Origin of the sequence: Tomitella gaofuii, assembly GCF_014126825.1 — a bacterium.
Classification (GTDB): domain Bacteria; phylum Actinomycetota; class Actinomycetes; order Mycobacteriales; family Mycobacteriaceae; genus Tomitella; species Tomitella gaofuii.
In genome coordinates, this window is the sequence record NZ_CP059900.1 from 2195633 (window position 1) to 2217550 (window position 21918).

At 72.5% G+C, this 21918-nt stretch carries 18 protein-coding genes, 1 tRNA gene and 1 pseudogene; 5 read left to right on the top strand and 15 right to left on the bottom strand.

What is annotated here, in order from left to right; all coding sequences use genetic code 11:
• Nucleotides 1-40 precede the first annotated feature (40 nt).
• A complete protein-coding gene (locus H4F70_RS10305) occupies nt 41-1402 on the bottom strand; it encodes a M20/M25/M40 family metallo-hydrolase (protein WP_235681532.1) in 1362 nt (453 codons plus the stop codon).
• A gap of 312 nt (nt 1403-1714) precedes the next feature.
• Here H4F70_RS10305 and H4F70_RS10310 point away from each other — a divergent pair.
• Nucleotides 1715-1800 (top strand) — tRNA-Leu (locus tag H4F70_RS10310).
• Between the two features lie 377 nt (nt 1801-2177).
• Here the strand turns inward: H4F70_RS10310 and meaB are convergent.
• From meaB to H4F70_RS10325, 3 genes and pseudogenes are all read right to left on the bottom strand, one after another.
• A complete protein-coding gene (gene meaB / locus H4F70_RS10315) occupies nt 2178-3179 on the bottom strand; it encodes a methylmalonyl Co-A mutase-associated GTPase MeaB (protein ID WP_182357127.1) in 1002 nt (333 codons plus the stop codon).
• 8 nt (nt 3180-3187) lie between these two features.
• Entirely contained in the window at nt 3188-5458 is a 2271-nt protein-coding gene (gene scpA, locus H4F70_RS10320; RefSeq protein WP_182357128.1) for a methylmalonyl-CoA mutase, read from the bottom strand.
• A 2-nt stretch (nt 5459-5460) separates the two neighbouring features.
• A pseudogene (locus H4F70_RS10325) lies at nt 5461-7356 on the bottom strand (methylmalonyl-CoA mutase family protein).
• 359 nt (nt 7357-7715) lie between these two features.
• On the opposite strand from H4F70_RS10325, the gene H4F70_RS10330 reads away from it, so the two are divergent.
• The 3 genes from H4F70_RS10330 to H4F70_RS10340 all read left to right on the top strand — a co-directional run bounded on the left by H4F70_RS10330 (nt 7716) and on the right by H4F70_RS10340 (nt 9591).
• Entirely contained in the window at nt 7716-8258 is a 543-nt protein-coding gene (locus tag H4F70_RS10330) for a TVP38/TMEM64 family protein (RefSeq protein WP_182357129.1), read from the top strand.
• 131 nt (nt 8259-8389) lie between these two features.
• Nucleotides 8390-8971: a hypothetical protein gene (locus H4F70_RS10335; protein WP_182347534.1), complete on the top strand. Its 582-nt coding sequence runs from the start codon at nt 8390-8392 to the stop codon at nt 8969-8971.
• On the top strand, nt 8968-9591 hold the full coding sequence (locus tag H4F70_RS10340) for a hypothetical protein (protein ID WP_372497541.1): 624 nt from the start codon (nt 8968-8970) through the stop codon (nt 9589-9591). The genes H4F70_RS10335 and H4F70_RS10340 overlap by 4 nt, the downstream gene beginning before the upstream one ends.
• Here H4F70_RS10340 and H4F70_RS10345 read toward each other — a convergent pair.
• The 3 genes from H4F70_RS10345 to H4F70_RS10355 form a co-directional block, all read right to left on the bottom strand.
• Nucleotides 9550-10809 carry an SPFH domain-containing protein gene (locus H4F70_RS10345; RefSeq protein WP_182357130.1) on the bottom strand — a complete coding sequence of 420 codons (1260 nt, stop codon included), beginning with the start codon at nt 10807-10809 and terminating at the stop codon, nt 9550-9552. The genes H4F70_RS10340 and H4F70_RS10345 overlap by 42 nt on opposite strands.
• Nucleotides 10809-11240 carry an NfeD family protein gene (locus H4F70_RS10350; protein ID WP_182357131.1) on the bottom strand — a complete coding sequence of 144 codons (432 nt, stop codon included), beginning with the start codon at nt 11238-11240 and terminating at the stop codon, nt 10809-10811. Before H4F70_RS10350 ends, H4F70_RS10345 begins: the two co-directional genes overlap by 1 nt.
• Before the next feature lie 70 nt (nt 11241-11310).
• Nucleotides 11311-12126, bottom strand: coding sequence for a DUF3097 domain-containing protein (locus tag H4F70_RS10355; protein ID WP_182360322.1), 816 nt, complete (start codon nt 12124-12126; stop codon nt 11311-11313).
• A gap of 82 nt (nt 12127-12208) precedes the next feature.
• On the opposite strand from H4F70_RS10355, the gene H4F70_RS10360 reads away from it, so the two are divergent.
• Complete coding sequence (locus H4F70_RS10360) at nt 12209-13162, top strand: hypothetical protein (protein WP_182357132.1); 954 nt, start codon at nt 12209-12211, stop codon at nt 13160-13162.
• A 69-nt stretch (nt 13163-13231) separates the two neighbouring features.
• Here the strand turns inward: H4F70_RS10360 and H4F70_RS10365 are convergent, their stop codons facing one another.
• From H4F70_RS10365 to H4F70_RS10400, 8 genes are all read right to left on the bottom strand, one after another.
• Nucleotides 13232-14317 carry a ferrochelatase gene (locus H4F70_RS10365; RefSeq protein ID WP_182357133.1) on the bottom strand — a complete coding sequence of 362 codons (1086 nt, stop codon included), beginning with the start codon at nt 14315-14317 and terminating at the stop codon, nt 13232-13234.
• Between the two features lie 5 nt (nt 14318-14322).
• The gene (inhA, locus tag H4F70_RS10370) at nt 14323-15120 is read right to left on the bottom strand and encodes an NADH-dependent enoyl-ACP reductase InhA (RefSeq protein WP_182357134.1); all 798 of its coding nucleotides are present in this window, start codon (nt 15118-15120) and stop codon (nt 14323-14325) included.
• An 85-nt stretch (nt 15121-15205) separates the two neighbouring features.
• A complete protein-coding gene (gene fabG1 / locus H4F70_RS10375) occupies nt 15206-15943 on the bottom strand; it encodes a 3-oxoacyl-ACP reductase FabG1 (RefSeq protein ID WP_182357135.1) in 738 nt (245 codons plus the stop codon).
• 78 nt (nt 15944-16021) lie between these two features.
• The gene (locus H4F70_RS10380; RefSeq protein WP_182347541.1) at nt 16022-17002 is read right to left on the bottom strand and encodes a VWA domain-containing protein; all 981 of its coding nucleotides are present in this window, start codon (nt 17000-17002) and stop codon (nt 16022-16024) included.
• Nucleotides 16999-17988, bottom strand: coding sequence for a DUF58 domain-containing protein (locus H4F70_RS10385; RefSeq protein ID WP_182357136.1), 990 nt, complete (start codon nt 17986-17988; stop codon nt 16999-17001). The genes H4F70_RS10380 and H4F70_RS10385 overlap by 4 nt, the downstream gene beginning before the upstream one ends.
• Nucleotides 17985-19106 (bottom strand): AAA family ATPase, encoded by a 1122-nt coding sequence (locus H4F70_RS10390; RefSeq protein WP_182360323.1) that lies wholly within the window; start codon nt 19104-19106, stop codon nt 17985-17987. The genes H4F70_RS10385 and H4F70_RS10390 overlap by 4 nt, the downstream gene beginning before the upstream one ends.
• A gap of 127 nt (nt 19107-19233) precedes the next feature.
• Nucleotides 19234-20583: a C40 family peptidase gene (locus H4F70_RS10395; protein WP_182360324.1), complete on the bottom strand. Its 1350-nt coding sequence runs from the start codon at nt 20581-20583 to the stop codon at nt 19234-19236.
• Nucleotides 20584-21010: 427 nt separating this feature from the next.
• Nucleotides 21011-21538, bottom strand: a complete 528-nt coding sequence (locus H4F70_RS10400) for an Rv1476 family membrane protein (RefSeq protein WP_182357137.1) — start codon at nt 21536-21538, stop codon at nt 21011-21013.
• Nucleotides 21539-21918: the final 380 nt, after the last annotated feature.

Sequence of the window (21918 nt, forward strand, 5' to 3'; positions counted from 1 at the left end):
GTTCACGGTGGCGGGGTGCCTGCGGGACAGGTCTCGGGCGCTAGCTGTGCCGCAGGAAATGGTCCAGCACCCGGGTGCCGAAACGCAGCGCATCCACGGGGACGCGCTCGTCGACACCATGGAACAGCGCGGCGAAGTCGAGCTCCGGCGGCAGCTGCAGCGGGGCGAACCCGAAACACCGGATCCCCAGCGTGGCCAGGGCCTTCGCGTCCGTGCCGCCGGAGAGCATGTAGGGCACCGTCCGGCCCTGCGGGTCGTGCGCGAGGATCGCCGCGTTCATGGCGTCGACCAGGTCCCCGTCGAAGGTGGTCTCGTATGAATCGAGGCTGGTAATCCATTCGCGCTCGATGTCGGGGCCGAGGATCTCGTCGAGCTCGGCCTCGAACGCGGCGCGCCGCCCCGGCAGGATCCGGCAGTCCACCACTGCCTGCGCGGTCTGCGGGATCACGTTCGCCTTGTACCCGGCGGCGAGCATCGTGGGGTTGGCGGTGTCACGCAGGGTGGCGCCGACGATCCGGGCGATGCTGCCGAGCTTGTCGAGCCGCCCGGTGATGTCGTCGGCACCAGGGTCCAGGTCGTATCCGGTCTCGGACGAGACGGCGGCAAGGAACTCGGCGACCGACTCCGTCACCACCAGCGGGAACTCGTGCGCGCCGAGCCGGGCCACGGCAGCGGCCAGCGCGGTCACCGCGTTGTCCGCGTGCAGGAACGAACCGTGGCCGGGACGGGCACGCGCCGTCAGGCGCATCCAGCACAAGCCCTTCTCCGCCGTCTCCACCAGGTACAGCCGCCTGTCGCCGCCCGCACGCGACGGGACGGTCAGCGAAAAGCCGCCGACCTCGCCCACGGCTTCCGTGACGCCGTCGAACAAGTCCGGCCGGTGCTCCACGAGCCACTGTGCGCCGAACGTGCTGCCGGCCTCCTCGTCCGCCAGGAAGGCGAACACGATGTCGCGGGGAGGGACGACGCCGGCCCGCTTGTACTGGCGCGCCAGCGCCAGCATCATCCCGACCATGTCCTTCATGTCCACCGCGCCGCGGCCCCAGACGTAGCCGTCCTGCACCGCGCCGGAAAACGGGTGCACCTGCCAGTCGGCGGCCTCGGCAGGGACCACGTCGAGATGCCCGTGCAGCAGCAGGGCGCCCCGCTCCGGGTCCGCGCCCTCGAGACGGGCGAAAACGTTGCCGCGGCCGGGGGCGCCGGATTCGACGTAGGTGGTGGCGAAACCCGCGTCCTCGAGCTGCGCAGCCACCCACTCGGCCGCCTCGCGCTCCCCCATCGTCGTCTCGGGCTCGCCGGTGTTGGTGGTGTCGAACCGGATGAGCCGGCTCACCAGGTCGACGACCTCCGCCGCCGCGGCAGACGCCGCGGCCTCGGTGCCGTTGCCGGAAGGTTGTTCCAGTCCAGGATTGTCCGCGTCCACGCCCCCTTTCCTACCACCCGGGGCCGAGAGCGGCGCCCGCGCTCCGTAGTCGGCCACGCCCTGCCGCCGGCGACCACCGGATTTGGGATTCGCCTCGGGCATCGGTTACTCTGATCCGGCAGCAAGCGCAATCCCCGGCAACGGGGATCGGGCACAGCCGTCGCCGGTGCACAGTCGGCAACGATGGCAGGTGCCCGTTTTGTCTGCTGCGGTCGTCCACTGCTCGTGCAGGTGCGGGTCGGTCCAGGAAGGTCCATCTGGTACGTTGTGTGAGCACGGATGAGTGCGCAAGCGCGAGTGGCGGAATGGCAGACGCGCTAGCTTGAGGTGCTAGTGTCCTATTAATGGACGTGGGGGTTCAAGTCCCCCCTCGCGCACTCTGAGTTGAGACAGACGCAAACGGCCCCGGATCCCTGATCCGGGGCCGTTTGCGTTGTGCCGTAGGCGGGGAGCTGTGGCCCACGGTGGGAACCTCGTCGGTCTGCGAGCCGGGCTGCAACCCGCACACCGCTCCGCCACCCGCGGGCCGGTCTGCGCGCCGCACGCCGATTCACCTGGTTGTCCGCGGAGACGCGCTCGCGGGATGCGGAAGGACTCGCGTACTCCGCATCGCGCCGCTCGCAGCCTGCTGAACGGTGCGCACGCTCGGCACGGAATCGCCCGCGGGGCGCAGAACCGCTCGCGTCGGAAACAGCACCGCCCGCGGACGGTCGTGGTGCCGTCCGCGGGCGGTGCCGTCGCCGGAGTACCGGGCTTACCGGCCGTCGAACGCGTCGAGGATCGCCTGCGACGCCAGCGCCGCGGTGAGTGTGCCCGCCCGCACGCGCTCTTCGACGTCGCCGCGCGCGGCACGGACCCCGGGGTTGTGCAGCAGCCGGTCCAGAAGCTGCTCGTGCACCATCGACCACGTCCAGTCCACCTGCTGGCGTGCGCGTTTGGCCTCGAACTCGCCGGCGTCCCTGAGCACCTGGGCGTGCTGCTCGACGGTGTTCCAGAACTCGTCGATGCCCGTGCCCTCGCGTCCGCTCATGGTGATCACCGGCGGCTGCCACAGTGCGTCGTGCGGGTGCACCAGCGACAGCGCGCCGGCGAGCTCGCGCGCTGTGCGTTTGGCCTCGATGACGAACTTGCCGTCGGCCTTGTTGACCGCCACCAGGTCCGCCAGCTCCAGCACGCCCTTCTTGATGCCCTGCAGCTGGTCGCCGGTGCGCGAGAGTGTGAGGAAGCAGAAGATGTCGGTCATGTTCGCCACCGTCACCTCGGACTGGCCCACGCCGACCGTCTCCACCAGCACCACGTCGTATCCCGCCGCCTCCAGCAGGACGATGGTCTCCCGGGTGGCCTTGGCGACCCCGCCGAGCGTTCCGGCGGTGGGCGACGGACGGATGTAGGCCTCGGGGCTGGCGGACAGCCGCCCCATCCGGGTCTTGTCGCCCAGGATCGAGCCGCCGGTGCGGGTCGATGACGGGTCCACGGCCAGCACGGCCACCTTGTGCCCCTGCTCGATCAGGTGGCTTCCCAACGCGTCGATGAAGGTGGACTTGCCCACCCCCGGAACGCCGGTGATGCCGACGCGGTGCGCGCCGCCCGACTCGGGCAGGAGCTCCATCAGAAGCTCCTGTGCGAGGGCCCGGTGGTCCACCCGGGCCGACTCGACGAGGGTGATCGCGCGGGACAGGTCGGCCCGGCGGCCGTTCCGGATGCCTTCCGCCAGGGCGCCGACGTCGATGGCCGGGCGCGATGGTGCTGCAGACATCGGCCGGATCACTCGCCCCCGGCCGCAGCGTCGGTGAGTTCGTGGCCGAGCCGCGTGCCGAGCTTGGTCAGCAGCTCCGCCGCGGCGTCGGCGATGACCGTGCCGGGCGGGAAGATCGCCTCGGCGCCGGAGGCGTAGAGCTCATCGAAGTCGCCGGGCGGGATGACGCCGCCGACGATGACCATGATGTCCGGCCGGCCCACCTTCTCCAGCGCGGCGCGCAACGCGGGCACCAGCGTAAGGTGCCCGGCGGCGAGCGACGACGCGCCGATGGCGTGCACGTCGTTGTCCGCCGCCTGCTGGGCGACCTCTTCCGGCGTCTGGAACAGCGGGCCCACGTCGACGTCGAAGCCCAGGTCGGCGAATGCGGTGGCGATCACCTTCTGGCCGCGGTCATGCCCGTCCTGGCCCATCTTGGCGATGAGGATGCGGGGGCGCCGGCCCTCCGCCTCGGCGAACCGGTCGACCACCGCGATGGCGTCGGAGATGTTACCCACGGAACCCGCCTCGTCTCGGTACACGCCGGAGATCGTCTTGATCTCCGCCTGGTGCCGACCGTAGACCTTCTCGAGCGCGTCGGAGATCTCACCGCCGGTGGCCTTGGCCCGCGCCGCCTTGATGGCGAGGGCGAGCAGGTTGTTGCCCAGACCGTCGTCGCCCGCGCGCTCGGATTCGGCGGCGGCGCGGGTGAGGTCGGCCAGCGCCGCGTCCACCTCGTCCTGGTCGCGGTCGGCGCGCAGCCGGGCGAGCTTGTCCAGCTGCTCGCGGCGCACCTGCGAGTTCTCGACCTTGAGCACCTCGATCTGCTCGTCCGCGTCCACGCGGTACTTGTTGACGCCGATCAGCGGCTGCCGGCCCGAGTCGATGCGGGCCTGGGTGCGGGCGGCGGCCTCCTCGATGCGGAGCTTGGGGATGCCCTCGCTGATGGCCTGCGCCATGCCGCCGGCCTCCTCGACCTCACGGATGTGCGCACGCGCCCGCTCGGCCAGCTGGTGGGTGAGCCATTCGACGTAGTCGGAGCCCGCCCACGGGTCGATGGGCCGCACCGTGTTGGACTCCTGCTGGATCAGCAACTGGGTGTTGCGGGCGATGCGCGCCGAGAAGTCGGTGGGCAGCGCCAGCGCCTCGTCGAGCGCGTTGGTGTGCAGCGACTGGGTGTGCCCCTGGGTGGCGGCCATGGCCTCCACGCAGGTGCGGGCCACGTTGTTGTAGACATCCTGGGCGGTGAGCGACCAGCCGGACGTCTGCGAGTGGGTGCGCAGCGAAAGCGACTTGGGGTTCTTGGGCTCGAACTGCGCGACGAGCTCGCTCCACAGCAGCCGCGCCGCGCGCAGCTTGGCGACCTCCATGAAGAAGTTCATGCCGATGCCCCAGAAGAACGACAGGCGCGGCGCGAACGCGTCGATGTCCAGCCCGGCGTCGAGCCCGGCGCGGATGTATTCGACGCCGTCGGCGAGGGTGTAGGCCAGTTCCAGGTCGGCCGTGGCGCCGGCCTCCTGGATGTGGTAGCCGGAGATGGAGATCGAGTTGTACTTGGGCATCTTCGTCGACGTGTACGCGAAGATGTCCGAGATGATCCGCATCGACGGCTTGGGCGGATAGATGTAGGTGTTGCGGACCATGAACTCTTTGAGGATGTCGTTCTGGATGGTCCCGGCCAGCTTCTCCGGCGGCACGCCCTGCTCCTCGGCCGTCGCCACGTACAGGGCGAGGATCGGCAGCACCGCGCCGTTCATCGTCATCGACACCGACACCTTGGACAGGTCGATGCCCTCGAACAGCTCGCGCATGTCCAGGATCGAGTCGATGGCCACTCCGGCCATGCCCACGTCGCCCTGCACGCGCGGGTGGTCGGAGTCGTAGCCGCGGTGGGTGGCCAGGTCGAAGGCCACCGACAGGCCCTTCTGGCCGGCCTTGAGGTTGCGCCGGTAGAAGGCGTTGGACTCCGCCGCGGTCGAGAACCCCGCGTACTGGCGGATGGTCCACGGCTGGTTGACGTACATCGTCGGGTACGGGCCGCGCAGGTACGGCGCGGCGCCCGGGTACGAGTCGAGGGGGTATCCCGCGGCGACGGCCTCGTCGCGGTCCGCGCGGGTGTACACCGGCTTGACGTCGATGCCCTCGGGCGTCGACCAGGTGACCTGCTCCGCGGAGTAGCCGTGCGCCTCGGCGCCCGCCCGGATCATGCCGGCGGCGTCGCCGGCGCCGGGCGTCTCAGCGGCGCCGGGCGCCTCGAGTGGGACGTCCGCGAACGAAGGAACCTGTTGCGTGTCGGTCATGCTCACTTCACTCCCAGCGCGTCGAGGAGGCCGGCGAGGGTCTCGACGGCGTCGATCTTCATGGTCAGGAAGCCGTCCGGGCGCTCCCCCGCCTCGTGCGGCCATGCCTTCTCCGGCCCGGCCAGCAGGACCTTGCCGGCCCCGGCCGCACGCAGGGCGGCCGCGGTGGCCGGCGCCTCGTCGGCGTAGCGGGCGTCGGTGCCGCAGATCACGGCGACGGCGGGCGCCGTGTCGCCGAGCGATGCGAGCGCGTCGCTGAGCGAGTCCGCCGTGACGGTGCCGGTGCTCTCGGCGGCGATGCCGCCGGAGGCCAGCAGGTTCGAGGCGAAGCTGGTGCGCACGTTGTGCTCGGACAGCGGCCCGAGCGCCACGAGCACGGCCCGCGGCCGGGCGCCCTGCGCGGCGAGGTGCGCGTCCGAGCGGTCGCGCAGCGCCTCGAACGGGGCGGCGTAGCGGCGGACCCCGGCCAGCCGCGGCTCTCCCGGCGCCGGCACCGGCTCGTCGAGGTTCGGGAACTCGTTGACCCCGGTCACGGCGGTGGCCCGGTGGGCGATGTCCGCCTCGCGGCGCGTGGCCAGGGCGTCGATGCGTCCGCCGAGGGACCCCGACGCGACGCCCGCGCGGAAGCCGCCGTCGGCCTCGATCCGCTGGAAGTCCGACCATGCGATGCGCGCGAGGTCGGCGGTGAGCGACTCGACGTACCAGGACCCTCCCGCAGGGTCGAGCACCTGGCCCAGGTGCGACTCTTCGAGCAGCAACAGCTGCGTGTTGCGCGCGATGCGGCCGGCGAACGACTCGGAGGTGCCGAGCGCGCCGGCGGGCAGTGCGGCGTCGAAGGGCAGCACGGTGACCTTGTCCGCCCCGCCGACGCCGGCGCCGAACGTGGCGAGCGTCGTGCGCAGCATGTTCACCCACGGATCCCGGCGGCTGAGCATCGCGGCCGAGGTCACCGCGTGCTGCGGCGCCGCGCCGGCCTCCGGCGCCCCGAGCACCTGGGCCACCCGCGCCCACAGGCGGCGCGCGGCGCGGAACTTGGCGATGGACGCGAACTGGTCGTCGGTCGCCGCCAGCCGGAAACTCGATCTGGCCGAGGGCGGCAGCGGTCGTGAGCCCGCGCGCGGTCAGGTCGCGCATGTGCTCGACGCCGGCGGCGATCGCCGCGCCGAGCTCCTGCGCGTCGGAGGCGCCGCGGTGGTGGAAGGCGGTGCCGTCGACGGTGACGGAGCGGATGGCGCCGGGCGCGCGTGCGCGTCCGCGGCGAGCACGGCCAGCGCGTCGGCGCCGGTGCTCTCGCTTCCGGAGGTGAACAGGTCGCTCAGCGGCGCCGCCCCCAGGCTCGCGCGGACGGCGTCGGGACGCTCCGCGGGCGCGTCGTCGAGCAGGGCGAACAGTGCGCGGGCCGCGTCGGCGGTCGCGACTCCCGCATCGAGGGCCACCGGGGCCAGATCGAGGTGCACGCCGCGCAGCACTGCCGGGAGGTCGCCCGGAGCGATCTCCCCGGGGCCCATCGCCAGCGTGACCGCGCTGACGCCGTTCGCCAGTGCGTCGAGAATCCGTTCGTTCAGTGCCGCAGCACCGGCCGCGTCGTCGCTGCCGCCGCCGAAGCGTGCGTCGACCAGCCAGCCGACGGTGACGTCGCGGGTGGCGTCGCCGCCGCGCACGTAGGGGAAGCCGCCCGGCAGGGGCTGCTCGGGCCGCTCATCGGCCGCGGTGTAGAGCGGCGCCACCTCCGCGCCGTCGTACGTCGTGGCCCGGAGAAGCTCTTCCGGGCCCGCGGGCAGGTCCGCGGGGTCGATTCTGCGCCCCTTCGCGAGCACCGCCGCGGCCGCTGTGCGCCACGCGGAGTAGCCGGGGTCGTCGGGTGCGCTCACCGTCGCGCCGGTCGTCGAATCCGTCATTTCGCCGATGTTAGTCGGAGTACCTACTGTCGCCCTCCCCCGGTCTCGCTTCCGGTGGAGGGCGCGTACGCACGAGTTTTGTTACCGGCGGGTAGATGATCCGGGCGGGCGATGCCGCGTATTCTTGTCGATCGTGGATTCCCCCGGGCTCGAGCGGCGTTGCGCGCGTGCCGCCCCGTCGCCGGCGGCGCGGGTCCGTGCCGGGCTGTCGCCGCGGACGCCGGCCGGCCGCCGCCGCATCGCCGCGCTGGCGTTCTTCGCGACCGTCGTCGTCGCGCGGCGGTGCTGGGGCCCGGGTTGTCGCCGGATTCGCTGGCCGGGTGGTCCGCGGGGCGGGCTGGTGGTTTCCGGTCGTGTTCGTGGCGGTGCACGCTGTGGTGTGCACCGCTCCGGTGCCGCGCACCGCGTTCACCGTCGCGGCGGGCGTGCTGTTCGCGCCGCTGTGGGGCGTGGTCCTGGCGCTGACGGGCAGCGTGCTCGCCGCGCTGATGACGCTGCTGGCGGGGCGGTCGCTCGGCCGGGACGCCGTCCACGCCCGGCTCACGCATCCGGCCGTGCGGCGGGTCGACGAGCGGCTGCGCCGGCGCGGCTGGCTCGCCGTCGGATCGCTGCGCCTGATCCCGGTGGTGCCGTTCTCGGTGCTCAACTACTGCTGCTCGGTGTCCGGGGTGCGGGTGCTGCCCTTCCTGGCGGCCACGGTGGTGGGCAGTCTGCCGGGGACGGTGGCGGTCGTGTACTTCGGCCACGCGGTGAGCACCGGCGGCGACTGGACCTCGCTCGCCCTCACCGCGGCGGCGGTCGGTGTCGGGGTGCTGGGTCTGATCGTCGACGCGCGGCTGGACGCGGGGGCGGTCCGGTCCGGCCGGGAGGGACGCGATCCGGCGTCAAGCGGCGTGGCTTGATCCCAGTCAGTCAAGGCATCTGTCTTTACCGCACAGAGTTAAGGATGTAGGGTTGACTCAGGCGGCAATGGTATGGCCGCCTTCGCCCGCGTCCGCCGGGTGGGCCGACACGTTCCGGGAGGACCTCGACGATGTTCGTTCTCACCGTAGACCAGCGGCGCAGCCGGCGTGACAAGGATCGCGTCGAGGCCCTGCTGCCGGAGGTCAACAGAGCCCCCCTGCTGCGGCGGTTCGAACGCACCGCCGGCGACGAGGTGCAGGCGGTCACGGACAACCCCCGCCTGGTGGTGACGCTGGCCCTCGACCTGCTCCGCCGCAAGCACTGGAGCGTCGGCATCGGTATCGGCGCAGTGGACCTGCCGCTGCCGGAGAGCACGCGCGCGGGCCGGGGCAGGGCGTTCGAGGCGGCGCGGACCGCGGTCGAGGCAGCGAAATCGGCCCAGGTCCCCGTCGCCGTCGCCGGCCCGGACGCCGCCAGGGCCGAATCGGCGCAGACGGCGATGGTGCTCACCGGCCTGGTGATCGTACGGCGTTCCGCGCAGGGCCACACGGCAGTGGGACTGATGGATCGCGGACTCACCCAGTCCGAGGCGGCGGAGATTCTCGGCATCACCAAACAGGCGGTGTCCCAGCGCCTGGCCACCGCCGCATGGCAGCCGGAGGTCGCCGGCCGGGTCCTCGCCGAGCGCATGCTGCGGGAGGCGGACCGGTGATCGCGGCGGCGCTCTCCCTGCTCGGCGCGATCGTCGTGGCGGCCGTCATCGCGCGCATCCCCGGTCTGCGGCGGCCCGGGGCGACGGCCGCCCTGGGCGCATTGACGGTGGCGCTGCTGGTGGCCGCGGCGCTGTGCGCGCGGGCGGCCGGGTCGGTGACAGGCGCCGCGCAGGTGGCGGCGTACGTGCTCACGGTCGCCGCGGCCGCGCTGTCCGCGGACGTGATCGTGCGGACGGTGTTCGACGTGGGGATGGTCCGGCGCTGGGCGAGCGCCCCGCCCCCGGCGGACCGGGAGGCGAGCGATGCGGCCAGTACCGATGATGCCGTCCGTGTCGATGATGCCGCCGGGGCGACCGGCACCGACGACTCCGCCGACGCAGGCCGCCCCGGCCCTTTGCGCGGCGGCCTGGCCATCGGGGTGCTCGAGCGCACCGCAGTGACGGTGGCGGTGCTCGCCGGCTGGCCGGGCGGGATCGCCGTCGTGCTGGCCGTCAAGGGCCTGGCGCGCTATCCGGAGCTGCGCGAACCCGACGCCTCCGAGCAGTTCATCATCGGCACCTTCACCAGCGTGCTGTTCTCACTCGCCGTCGCGGGAGTCGGGATCATGCTGGTCCGGTAGTTCCCGCGCACCGCCGGCCGACGCAGAACCGGACGATGCAGAACCGGAGGACGGCGGGCCGGGGACGGAGGGCCGGGGACGCGGCCGGGGCGCGATCTGCGCCGCCGCCCCCTCCACGGGGTCCACCGGGGTCCGGGCCACGGCCTCCGCGGCGGCCACCGCCTCCGCGACCGCGGGATCGCTGGCCGTCTCGAACCAGTGCGCCACGTCCTCCCAGTCCTCGTCGACCCCGGGCTGTTCGCCTTCCGGCGCGGTCGGCTCGAACCGGAACGTCCCCTGCGCGTCGGGGGCGCCGAGCTGCTGCGCGAACCCCTTGAGCGCGGCGCCGTAGTCGCTGGGCACCACCCACACCTTGTTGGCGTCGCCGCGGGCCATCTCCGGCAGCGTCTCCATGTACTGATAGGCCAGGAGCTCCGGCGTGGGGCGCCCGCGCTTGATCGCCGCGAAGCGCTTCTCGATGGCCTTCGCCTGGCCCTGGGCCTTGAGGTAGGAGGCGGCCCGTTCGCCCTCCGCGTAGAGGATCTGCGACTGGCGCTCCGCCTCCGCCTCGAGGATCGCCGCCTGTTTCGCGCCCTCGGCGGCCAGAATCTGGCTCTGCTTGTTGCCCTCGGCCGTCTTGATGGCGGACTCCCGCTGGCCCTCCGCGGTGAGGATCATCGCGCGCTTCTCGCGGTCGGCCTTCATCTGCTTCTCCATCGACTCCTGGATCGACGGCGGCGGGTCGATGCTCTTGAGCTCCACACGCGCCACGCGCAGCCCCCAGCGGCCGGTGGCCTCGTCGAGCACCCCGCGCAGCTGCCCGTTGATGGAGTCGCGGGAGGTGAACGTCTCCTCGAGCGTCATCCCGCCGACGACGTTGCGCAGCGTCGTCGTGGCCAGCTGCTCCACGCCCTCGATGTAGTCGTTGATCTCATAGACCGCGGCCTGCGGGTTGGTCACCTGGAAGTAGACGACCGTGTCGATGGACAGGGTCAGGTTGTCCTCCGTGATCACCGGCTGCGGCGGGAACGACACCACGCGTTCACGAAGGTCCACGCGGGCGCGGACCCGGTCGACGAACGGCACGAGGAACGTCAGCTGGCCGGAGATGGTGCGCGAATAGCGGCCCAGTCGCTCGATCACCGCGGCCTGCGCTTGCGGCACCAGCGTCACGGACTGGACGACGAGCACCACCACCAGCACGACGACGATGATGAGCACGATCACTGCTGCGGGCATCAAAGCTCCTTGAAGACGATGGCGGTGGCGCCGTCGATGCGGAAGACGGTCACTTTCTCTCCCTCGGGGTAGCTGGTCTGGGGGTCGAGCGGCCGGGCCGTCCAATCCTCGCCGCCGAGCCGGATCAGCCCGTCGTCGGTGCCCACCGCGCGGAGCACGGTGGCGTGCCTGCCCGGCAGGGCGGCGGTGTTCGTGGGGTGCTCGGGCGGGCGGCCGAACCGGCGCAGCAGGAACGGCCGCAGCCCCAGCACGAGTATCAGCGACACCGCGGCGAAGATCAGCGCGTCGCCCCACACCGGCAGGTCGACGAGGGCGGTGACGCCGGCCGTGCCGAGAGCACCGCCCGCGATCATCAACAAGAAGAGGTCGCCGGTGAGCGCCTCGGCGCCCGCCAGCAGCACAGCGGCCGCGAACCAGATCAACGCAGTCACACCACCATCTAACCAAAAACCGGCCGGTCGACGGGGGCCGCGGCGTCCGGGCGCACGGGCCCGCGGCGGATCAGTCCGGTTCGGTGACGAAGTCGATGAGCCGTTCGACGGCTCCGATCAGCGGCGTTTCCAGGTCGCGGTAGGTGGACACGGCCGCGTTGACCCGTCGCCACCCGTCGGATGGTGTGCCCCAGCCGAGTTCGCTGCACACGCCCGTCTTCCAGTCCGTTCCGCGCGGGATCGTCGGCCACGCGCGGATTCCGACCGCGGATGGTTTCACGGCCTCCCACACGTCGATGTACGGGTGCCCGGTCACCAGGACGTGCGGCCCGAGGTTCTGTGTCATCCGCGTCTCCTTGGAGCCGTCCACCAGATGATCGGCCAGCACGCCCACACGCCGGCCGCGCGCGGGAACGAAATCGGCGAGCCGCTCGCCCAGGTTGTCCAGGCCCTCGATGAACTCGACCACCACGCCCTCGACGCGGAGGTCGTGCCCCCAGACCCGTTCCACCAGTGCGGCGTCGTGCACGCCCTCCACCCAGATCCGGGCGGCGCGGGCGGTGCGTGCACGCAGCCCCTCCACGCGCACGGATCCCGACGCGGACGTGGCGCCCTGCGGACGTGACGGGCGCGCCGCGGGCATGACCAGGGTCACCGGCCGCCCGTCGATGAGGAAGGCGGACGGGCGCATGGCGAACAGCCGGGTGTTGCCGCGCGCGTCCTCGAGGCGGACGAACCGGCCGTCGTAGGTCTTCTCGAAACCGACCACGGCGCCGCAGTACCCCGACGCCGCGTCCTCGGCCACCAGGCCGCGTTCCGCCGCCACCTCCGGTGCCGTGCGGGACTTCTTCCTGGCGTGCCCGGCGAAGATGTCGCCGCCATACATGTCGCTCACGGCATCCGAGGGTAGAGCGGCCGACGCGGCGGCGCGCCGCGACACGCGGAACAGCCGTTATCCTGGTGTGATCATGAGCGATTCACCACGTCGTAGCGGCAAGCCCCGGCGCCCGGGCCCACCGTCCACCCCGCCGCCGGAAGGCCATCCGTCCGTGACCCTGGCGCTGTGGGCGGCGCCCTGGTTGCGGGGGGCCGCGGCACCGGACCACGTGATCGAGGCGCTGGCGCAGTGGGCGCCGATGCACCTGGCGGTGGCGGCGACGGAATCCGTCGCGGCGACGACGGGCCTCGCCTGGCCGCAGGACACCGTGGGCGCGGGGCCGGTCGCGCTGCTCGGCATGCTGCGCCGGCTCGGCGACGGCCTCCGACTCGAGGTCGTACTGCCCGTCGCCGGCGACAGGGGCGCCGTGGCCCGCGGCACCGACTTCGCGGCGACGGCCACCGAGGCCGGCGAGGGGCTCGTGCTCCACCGCGGCATCGAAGGGACGGGCGCATGCACGGGGTGCATCGGGCTGGTGCCGTTCCGCGATTCCGGGGACGTGCTGCGCTGGGTGGCCTACGACGCGGGGTGCCGCGGAGTCCCCTCGGCGCCGCCGGCGGTCGGTGAGTCGCGCCATGCGCTGCGTGAGGCGGTGCGCCGCGCGACCGACCTGCTCGGCGGCCAGGATCGCGTCGGCGCGGCGGGAGCACAGGCCCAGCGCGCCGTCGCCGCGCACATCGCACGCGCCGGACTGCACGTATTGCCCCCGGCCACCCCGCAGCGCGACGCGGAGACCTTCCATTCGGCCACGACCGTCGCCGCGATCCTGCGCACGGCGGAGGCGGTCGCGGCCGGATCGCCGCACTCCGCGACGGCAACGAGTGCGCGGGATGCGAGCCTGCGGGAGCTGGCGGGGGCGGTGCGCTCCGCGCGCCTGGCCGCCACGGCGCACGCCGTCGCCGCGTTGCAGGGCAGTGGTCCGCCGCCGGGCACCGCGGGCGAGGCGGCCAGGGCCCGCGCATCGCGGACTGAACGCCGCCACTGACCGTCGTTTTCGACGGCCCTTCCCCTGGCGCCGGCCCGCCGCAGAGGTGGACCGGCCGGCCCGGCCTGACTAACCCGCGCCGCGCGGCGGCGGCGCGGTGGCCCCGCAGCAACCGACTGCGCAGGCGGCCCCGTTGCGGGTACACCCGTACTGGGGCACGCTCCCCGACCGGCGCGGCGCGGCGCCGTCCAGGTGCTCGCGGACGAGTTCGACGATCATCTGCGCCATCCGCGGATCGGTGCCGGGGGTGGCGGCCCGGCCGAAAGCCAGGCCCAACCGTGCGGCGTGGTCGCGGGCCTCGGTGTCCAGGTCCCAGATCACCTCGAGGTGATCGGACACGAACCCGACGGGGCACACCAGCACGCCGTCGTGCCCGCGTGCCGCCACGTCGTCGAGGTGGTCGCAGATGTCGGGGCCGAGCCACGGGATGTGCGGCGGGCCGGACCGCGACTGCCACACCACGTCGTGCTCGTCGACGCCCGCGGCCCGCGCCACCAGGCGTGCCGATTCGGCGACCTGACGGCTGTACAGGCGGCCGCCGTCGGCGGGCGGGCCCGCAGCCTGGTCCGCCGCATCAGGCACCGAGTGGGCGGTGAACACCAGGCGGGGACGCTCGGCACCCAGCCTGCCGAGGGCCGCGAGCACAGCATCGGCGAACGCGGCGATGAACAGAGGGTGGTCGTGGAACTGCCGCAGGCGCACCAGCTCCGGTGCGCGGTCCCCCGCGGCGGCGCGGGCGCGGGCGATGTCCTCCTGATACTGGCGGCATCCGGAGTAGCCGCCCCACGCGGAGGTGGCGAACACGAGCGCCCTGTCGACGCCGTCGGCGGCGAGGCCTGCCACGGCGTCCTCGAGCATCGGATGCCAGTTGCGGTTGCCGAAATGGACCGGCAGGTCGATTCCTTCCGCACGCAGGCGGTCTCGGACGGCGTCGATGAGCGCCCGATTGAGCGCGTTGATCGGTGAGACGCCGCCGAAGTGCAGGTAGTGTTCCGCGACGGCGTCGAGGCGTTCGGGCGGTATGTTCCGCCCGCGCGTGACGTTCTCCAGGAACGGACGTACGTCCTGCGGCCCCTCGGGGCCCCCGAACGATGCGACGAGCAGGGCGCGCGCGCCGGGCTCGCGCACCGACGACTCCCCCGATGCGCTGGCCATGCCGGTCAGCCGATGGTGGCGTGGAAGCCGCCGTCGACGTAGACCACGGAGGCGGTGGTGCCGGGCAACCAGTCGGAGAGCACGGCGGCGACCGTCTTGGCGACCTTCGACGGATCGTCGACGTCCCAGCCGAGCGGCGCCGCACGGTCCCACATCTCGTTGAGCCGGGCGAGTTCCGCGCCGGGCCCGGTCGCGTCGCCCGCGATCGCCTTGGCCGCGAGGGTCTTGACCGGGCCGGCCGCCACCAGGTTGGAGCGGATGCCGCGGCCGCCGACCTCCTTGGCCACGTACCTGTTCACCGATTCGAGCGTGGCCTTGGAAACGCCCATCCAGTTGTAGAACGGCATCGACCGGGTGGGGTCGAAGTCCATGCCCACCAGCGACGCGCCGTCGTTGAGCACCGGCAGCAGCGCTTTGGCCAGCGCCGCATACGAGTACGCCGAGACCTCGAGCGCCTGGGAGACGTCCTCCCAGGGCGCGTCGAAGAACCCCGCGCCCAGGCAGCTGCGCGGCGCGAAGGCGATCGAGTGGACGACGCCGTCGACACCCTCGGGGGCGATCTCGCGGACCCGGTCCGCGAGCGATGCCAGGTGCTCGGGGTTCTGCACGTCGAGCTCGACGGCCAGCGGGACGTCCTCCGGCAGCCTCTGGGCGATCCTGTCGATCAGCCGCAGCCGGTTGAAGCCGGTGATGATGACGCGGGCGCCCTGTTCCTGGGCGGTCTTCGCCACGTGGAATGCGATAGACGCATCGGTGATGATCCCGGTGACCAGGATGGTCTTGCCGGCGAGCAGTCCTGCCATGCGGTGTGCGCCTCCTGCGCTGCGGTGTGTGCGGGGCGGGCCGCGTCGCGGCCCGCCGGTGCCGTGCGGGGTTCCGGTCCCCCGGTCAGTGTCCCATGCCGAGTCCGCCGTCGACCGGGATCACCGCGCCCGAGACGTACGCGGCGTCGTCGGAGGCGAGCCAGCTCACTGCGGCGGCCACCTCGTCGGTGCGTCCGGCACGGCCGAGCGGCACGGCCTCGACGATGGCTTTCTTGTGCGCGTCTCCGAGCACCGCGGTCATGTCGCTGTCGATGAAGCCGGGGGCCACGACGTTGGCGGTGATGGAGCGCGAACCGAGTTCGCGGGTGAGCGACCGTGCCAGGCCCACCACGCCGGCCTTGGACGACGCGTAGTTGATCTGGCCGGGGCCGCCTGATTGCCCGACGACGGAGCCGAGGAAGATGAATCGGCCGAAGCGCTTGCGGAGCATGGGGCGCGAGGCGCGTTTGGCCACGCGGAACGCGCCGGTGAGGTTGGTGTCGACGACGCGCTGGAACTGCTCCTCCGACATACGCATGAGCAGCGTGTCGTCGGTGATGCCCGCGTTGGCGACGACCACCTCGACGGGGCCCTGATGCTCTTCGACCTCGGTGAACGCGCGGTCCACCGAGTCGGAATCGTCGACATTGCACACGACGCCGAACAGGTCTTCCGGCACGCCCGACCCGCGGTGGGTCACCGCCACCCGGTGTCCGTCGGCCACGAGCCGGCGGGCGATCGCCAGGCCGATGCCGCGATTGCCGCCGGTGACCAGGACGGAACGGCCCTGCGCGTCAGTAGGACTCTCATCGGTCTTCGCCATGGTGACTCACCCTACCCATCGGTATCGGCGCGGCGAAACCGTGGGCGGCGCCGTGCACAGCCGTCACTATCCGGGTCGTCACGGGAGCCGCCGGCCCACGACGAGCGAACCGGCCGCCGCGGCCAGCACGAGCGCCGAGCCCAGCAGCAGCCAGGGCCGCGAAGCGTCGCCGCGTTCGATCTCGTAGCCCAACTGCGTCTGCAGCGTGTCGTAGACGCTCTCCAGCTCGCCGAGGCTCGAGGCCCGGAAGAAGGTGCCCCCGGACAGCTCCGCGATCTGCTTGAGCGAATCGTCGTCCACGGGGACGTTGATGCGCTGTCCCTCGATGTCGACGTACCCGTAGGAGGTGCCGAACGAGATCGTCGACACCGGCACGCCCACCTTCTTGGCCTGGCGGGCCGCGGTGAACGCGCCGCGCGGGTCGTCGAGGCCCTGCGGAACGGTCTGGGTGCCGTCGGATTCGAGGACGATCCGCGCGGGCGGAACGTTGTCGCCGCCGCCCAGGCCGGCGGCGAAGTTCTCGATCGCCTGCAGGGAGGTGAAGATCGCCTCGCCGGTGGCGGTGCGCTCGGCCAGCTGCAGGTTGTCGATGGCGGCGACCACCGACTGCCGGTTGGTGGTGGGTGAGACGAGGACCGACGCCGTGCCCGCGAACGACACCAGGCCGAGGTTGATGCCGTCGGGCAGCTCGTCGACGAAAGACTTGGCGGCCTCCTGCGCCGCCTCGAGCCGGCTGGGCTGCACGTCGGTCGCCTCCATCGACAACGACACGTCGATGGCCAGCATCACGGTGGCCCTGTTGCGGGGCACCTTGTGGTCGGCGGTGGGCCCGGCAGCGGCGATGGTGAGGCCGGTGAGGCCGAGCACCAGCAACGCCGCCGGCAGGTGGATGTACCACTTGCGACGCTGCGGGGTCACCGCGTCGAGCATCTCGAAGCTCGCGAAGCGCAGCGCTTTGCGCCGGCGCCGCAGCTGCACCGCGATGTACGCGGCCGCCACCATCGCCACCGCGATCAACCAGAGGAGCCACCACGGGTGGACGAAACCGGACAGGCTCACAGCGCGCCCCCCGCCCCCGGCGCAGCGGTGGCCATCGCCCCGGCGTCGAGACGCCGCCGTGTCGCGACGAACCGGGCCGTGTCCGCCATCCAGTCGCGGTCGGTGCGCAGCCGCAGCAGCGGGGCGCCGTTGCTGCGGAAGACCCGGGCGACGAGGTCGCGGTGGGCTGCGGACGCCGCGGCGAAGTCCGACCGCACTTTCGCAGTGGTGGTGAACTCGCGCGTGCGGCCGGATTCCGGATCGCGCAGGACCACGGTGCCCACGTCGGGCAAGGCGATGTCACGGGGGTCCAGGACCTCGACGCCGAGCACGTCGTTCGCGGCGGCGATGCCCCGCAGCGGCCTTTCCCAGTCGGTGTCGCCGAGGAAGTCGCTCACCACGACGACGAGGCCGCGCCGGGAGCGCCGCCGCCGGAGGGACTCGACGGCCCCCGCCAGGTCTCCCCGCACCCCGTCTGCGGGACGTTTCGTGGTGGCGATCGTGCGCAGCAGTGTCCGTGCGTGCACCCGGCCGCTGCGTGCCGGGATGCGGATCCGCTGGGAACCGGTGTCGATGACGGCGCCGATCCTGTTGCCGCCGCGCAGGGTCAGGTAGGTGATCGCGGCGCATGCGGCGACCGCCAGGTCGCGCTTCTCGCAGTGCGCTGTACCGAAGTCGAGGCTGGCGGACAGGTCCACCACCAGCGAGGTTTCGAGCTCGCGGTCGGCGATGGGCATGCGCATGTGCGGCACCGTGGTGCGCGCGGTGACCGACCAGTCCATCAGGCGCACGTCGTCGCCCGGTTGGTATTCGCGCGCGTCCCCGGGCTCGGTCCCCGGGCCCGGGATGAGCCCGTGGTAATCGCCGTGCAGCAGCCCGTCGAGGCGCCGCCGTACCGTGAGCTCCAGCGTGTGCAGGGCCGCGCTGAGCGCCGGGTCTTCGAGTTCACCGCGCGCGAAGGACGGCGGACCGCCCCGTGCGGCCGCGCGGGGGTCCCGCCCCGTCAACGCCGGGGACCGGCGTCGGCGGCGGGCGGCGCCGCGGGCGCGCCCTGCCCGTACTGCGCGGGCGCCGGCTGGGCGGGCGGCGTCTGCGCGGCCGTCACCTGCGGCAGGGGTACCGCGCTCATGACCTTGCGCACGATGTCCTCGGCCGAGACCTCGTCCGCGAGCGCGTCATAGGTCAGCACCAGCCGGTGCCGCAGCACATCGGGGACCACCTCGACCACGTCCTGCGGCACCACGTAGTCGCGCCCGCGGACCAGCGCGAGCGCGCGCGCCGCGGCGATGATGCCGAGGGTGGCGCGCGGCGAGGCGCCGTAGGCGATCCATTGCCCCACCTCGTCGAGCCCGTGGTCCTGCGGGCTGCGGGTGGCGGTGATCAGTCGCACCACGTAGTCCACCAGCGCGTGGTGGACGAACACCGTCCCCACGGCCTCCTGCAGGCGCACCAGGTCTTCCGGGGCGAGCACGCGTTCCGGGACCGGCGCGACGCCGCCCATGCGGTAGACGATCTCGCGCTCCTCCTCCGGCGTCGGATAGCCCACGAGCACCTTGAACAGGAAGCGGTCCCGCTGCGCCTCCGGCAGAGGGTAGACGCCCTCGCTCTCGATCGGGTTCTGCGTGGCCATCACGAGGAACGGCAGCGGCATGGGATAGGTGGTGCCGCCGATGGACACGTGCCCCTCCGCCATCACCTCCAGCAGAGCGGACTGCACCTTGGCGGGGGCGCGGTTGATCTCGTCGGCCAGGACGAAGTTGGCGACGACGGGCCCCAGCTCGGTGTCGAACTCCTCGCGGCCCTGCCGGTAGATGCGGGTGCCGAGCAGGTCGGTGGGCACGAGGTCGGGCGTGAACTGGATGCGGGAGAAATCGCCGCCCATGACCGTGGCGAACGTCTCCACTGCCAGCGTCTTCGCGATGCCGGGCACGCCCTCGAGCAGCACGTGGCCGCGGGCGAGGACGGCGACGAGCATCCGCTCCACCAGGTGGTCCTGGCCGACGATCACGCGCTTGATCTCGTACACCGCGCGCTCGAGCATCGCCGTGTCCGCGGGCAGCCCGGCGGCGCGGCCGCCCGCGGCGCCCCCCGCCTGCGCCTGATCCGCAGTTCCCTGCCCGGTCATGTCATGGCTCGCCACCGGTGTCCCGCCCTCCTGATTCGCTGCGCGCGCGGGGATTCCGCACGCCTGAACGCCGGCCGTGCGCGGCGGCGAGGGGCGGCGCGGCCGCCGTCCGTCACCTGATGGTCCGTCACCCGATCATGCGCACCGCGTACGGCTGTATCCCGGACCACCGTACCGGTGCCACCCGGACCACGCCGCCGGAGAACGGCGCCTCGAGCATCTGCCCGTCCCCGAGGTACAGCGCCACATGCTGGCTGCCGCCGGGCCCCCAGAAGAGCATGTCGCCGCGTCGGGCCTGGTCGACGGGCACCTGCTTGCCGGCCGTGTACTGGTAGCCGGAGTACTTGGGCAGCGAGATCCCCACGCCCGCAAAGGCGTAGACCATCAGGCCGGAGCAGTCGTAGCCGACGTTCTTGTAGTCGCCGTAGGTGTCCGCCACGCCGCCGTCCCGCACGCCCAGCGTGGGCCCGTTGGCGTTGCCGCCGCCCCAGGAGTACCGCACCCCCAGCTGCGACATGCCGCGGTCGATGACGATCTCGATCTTCTGCGCGGCGGACTTGCTCGCCACCGCCGTGTCCACGGTCCCGGTGAGGTTCCCGTTCTTCTGGCTGGCGGCCACCGCGTCGGCGGCGGCCTGGGCCGCGGAGTCGGCCGCGGCGCGCGCCGCGGCCTCGGCGGCGGCCTTGCGCGCCGCCTCCTGGGCGGCACGGGCCGCAGCCTCCTCGGCCTGGCGGCGGCGGTCCCATTCCTCGTAGACCGCGCGCTGCGACTGCAGCCCCTCGACGTTGTTGCGGGCGGCCGCGAGCTCCTCCTCCGCCTGCTGTTTGTTCGCCTCGATGCGCGCGCGCTCGGCGGCCTGCTGCTGCGCTGCGTCCTCGGCCTCGGCGATGGCCTGCTTGGCCGCCTGCTCCTTCCGGCGGGCGTCGTCGGCCGCGGCGTCCGCGCGCTGCTTGGCCGCCTTGTTGGACGAGACCTGGTTGGCCTCCTGGGCGCGGGCGCGCTGCAGGTCCACCATCGCGTTCTCGAACGCCTGGCGGACCACCTCCATCAGGCGTGCGCGTGTCAGAACGTCGTCGGGGCCGTCCGATCCCAGGAACATCGTCAGGGAGCCCACGGGCGCGCCCTGTTGGTAGCCGGTCGACACGTACTGCTCGAACTGCTCCTGGGCGCGCTGGATCGCCGCCCCGGCGTCGGACAGTTGCCGCTGCGCGGTCTGCACTGCGGCGGCCGCCTCTGCGGCGATGGAGCGTGCGCGTTGCAGGTCGACGAGCGCCTTGTTGGCCGCCTCGCGTTTGATCTGCACGCGCCCGATGAGGTTCTGCAGGTCCTGGTCCGCTTGCGCGATCCTGTTGATGAGTTCGCTGACGTGCCCCACGCCCTGCGTCACCGCGCCCGCGGCGTCGCGCAACTGCGCGTCCGACGGGTTGGGCGGCGGGGGCGGCACGGCCATCGACATCCCAGGGGAGCTCAGCAGCATCGCGCCGGCGACGAGCAGGCCCGCCCCCACGCGTGCGTGAGTCCGGAACGGACGAGGATGGTCATCAGATCGCGCAGCGCTCGATCCCTTACGTCCCACGAAGTTCTCCCTCGGTTTCGCCGCGCCGCGCACCGGGCGGCCCGGGTACGCGGCGGCGGCAGCGAGCGCGGGGCGCTTCCCTTCGCTCCGCACATCCCGGATGCGGTGGTGGCCCGGGCCGGCGCGTCGCGGGCCCACCAGCGGACGCACTGTTTCCGCTGACGGTCTTTCCGACGCGCCGACAGGACTCCCATACGCAACATCCGTGCCAGTAGCACCGTACGACAGATCGCGTCCCATAGTGAACTTCTGTCACAAATATCAGCGATGTAATACGCGAAACCTCAGGTGGTGGCGGGTGGACGGACGCTGCGAGGCGGCCGGCGGCTCAGCCGCGGGCGCGGCGCACGTTGAGGACTGTGCCGCCCGCCACCACGAGCACGACGAGCGCGAGCAGGACGGCGGAGACGGCCGTCCAGGGGAAGGGGTCCTGCCCCACCTCGTCGACGAACCGCTGCGCGGAGACCGTCAGCTCCGGTGACCGCGGATGCTGCACGGCGTTCTCCGCGGACTCGAGGGTGAACCTGCTCAGCGAGTCGCTGTAGGTGCCGATCTGCGCGGGGCTCAGGGTGAGCACGGTGCCGCCTTCGGATTCGCCGACGGCGGTCGACAGGTCGCGCAGGCGCTCGGGATAGGCGATGGGGCTGCCGAGCTTCATCCCCCACTGGTCGTGCGGGACCACGACGACGGACAGGTCCAGCCCGTCGTGCTGGGCGTCCGAGACCACGGCGCGCAGCCCGGGCGCGACGTCCGCGTACTCGGGCGGCACGGAAACGCCGTCGTCGGCGACGTCCCGGATCACCTGCTGCACCGTCATCCCCGCGAGGGTGTCCGAGGTGTAGTCGGCAGAACTCATCGGCGACCCTTCTCCGTGATCCTTCTCCGGCGTCAGCGGAGCATGACACGGTGAGTCTAGGGTCCGGGGTCCGATGCCCCGTCAACCGACACGCTCCGGGGCGGCGGAACGCGCGGTTCCGCCGCCGCCCGACACCCGGTCCTTCCGGCTGCCAGCACGTAGTACGCCCGTACTGTTAGACTGGCGGCGAGCCGAGGCGCGCCCCGCCGTGCGGCCGCGGAGCCGGCGCACAGGGCGGACTGGCAAGCCCGTTCCGGTCCAGGAGACGCCACCCGCGTCGGCGACGCCCGCCGCCGCGAGACGCCTCCGCATCACGGACGCACATCACGGACGGGCGGCGCACGCGACTCGCGAAACCGCCGGTGAGACCCGCAGGCGGT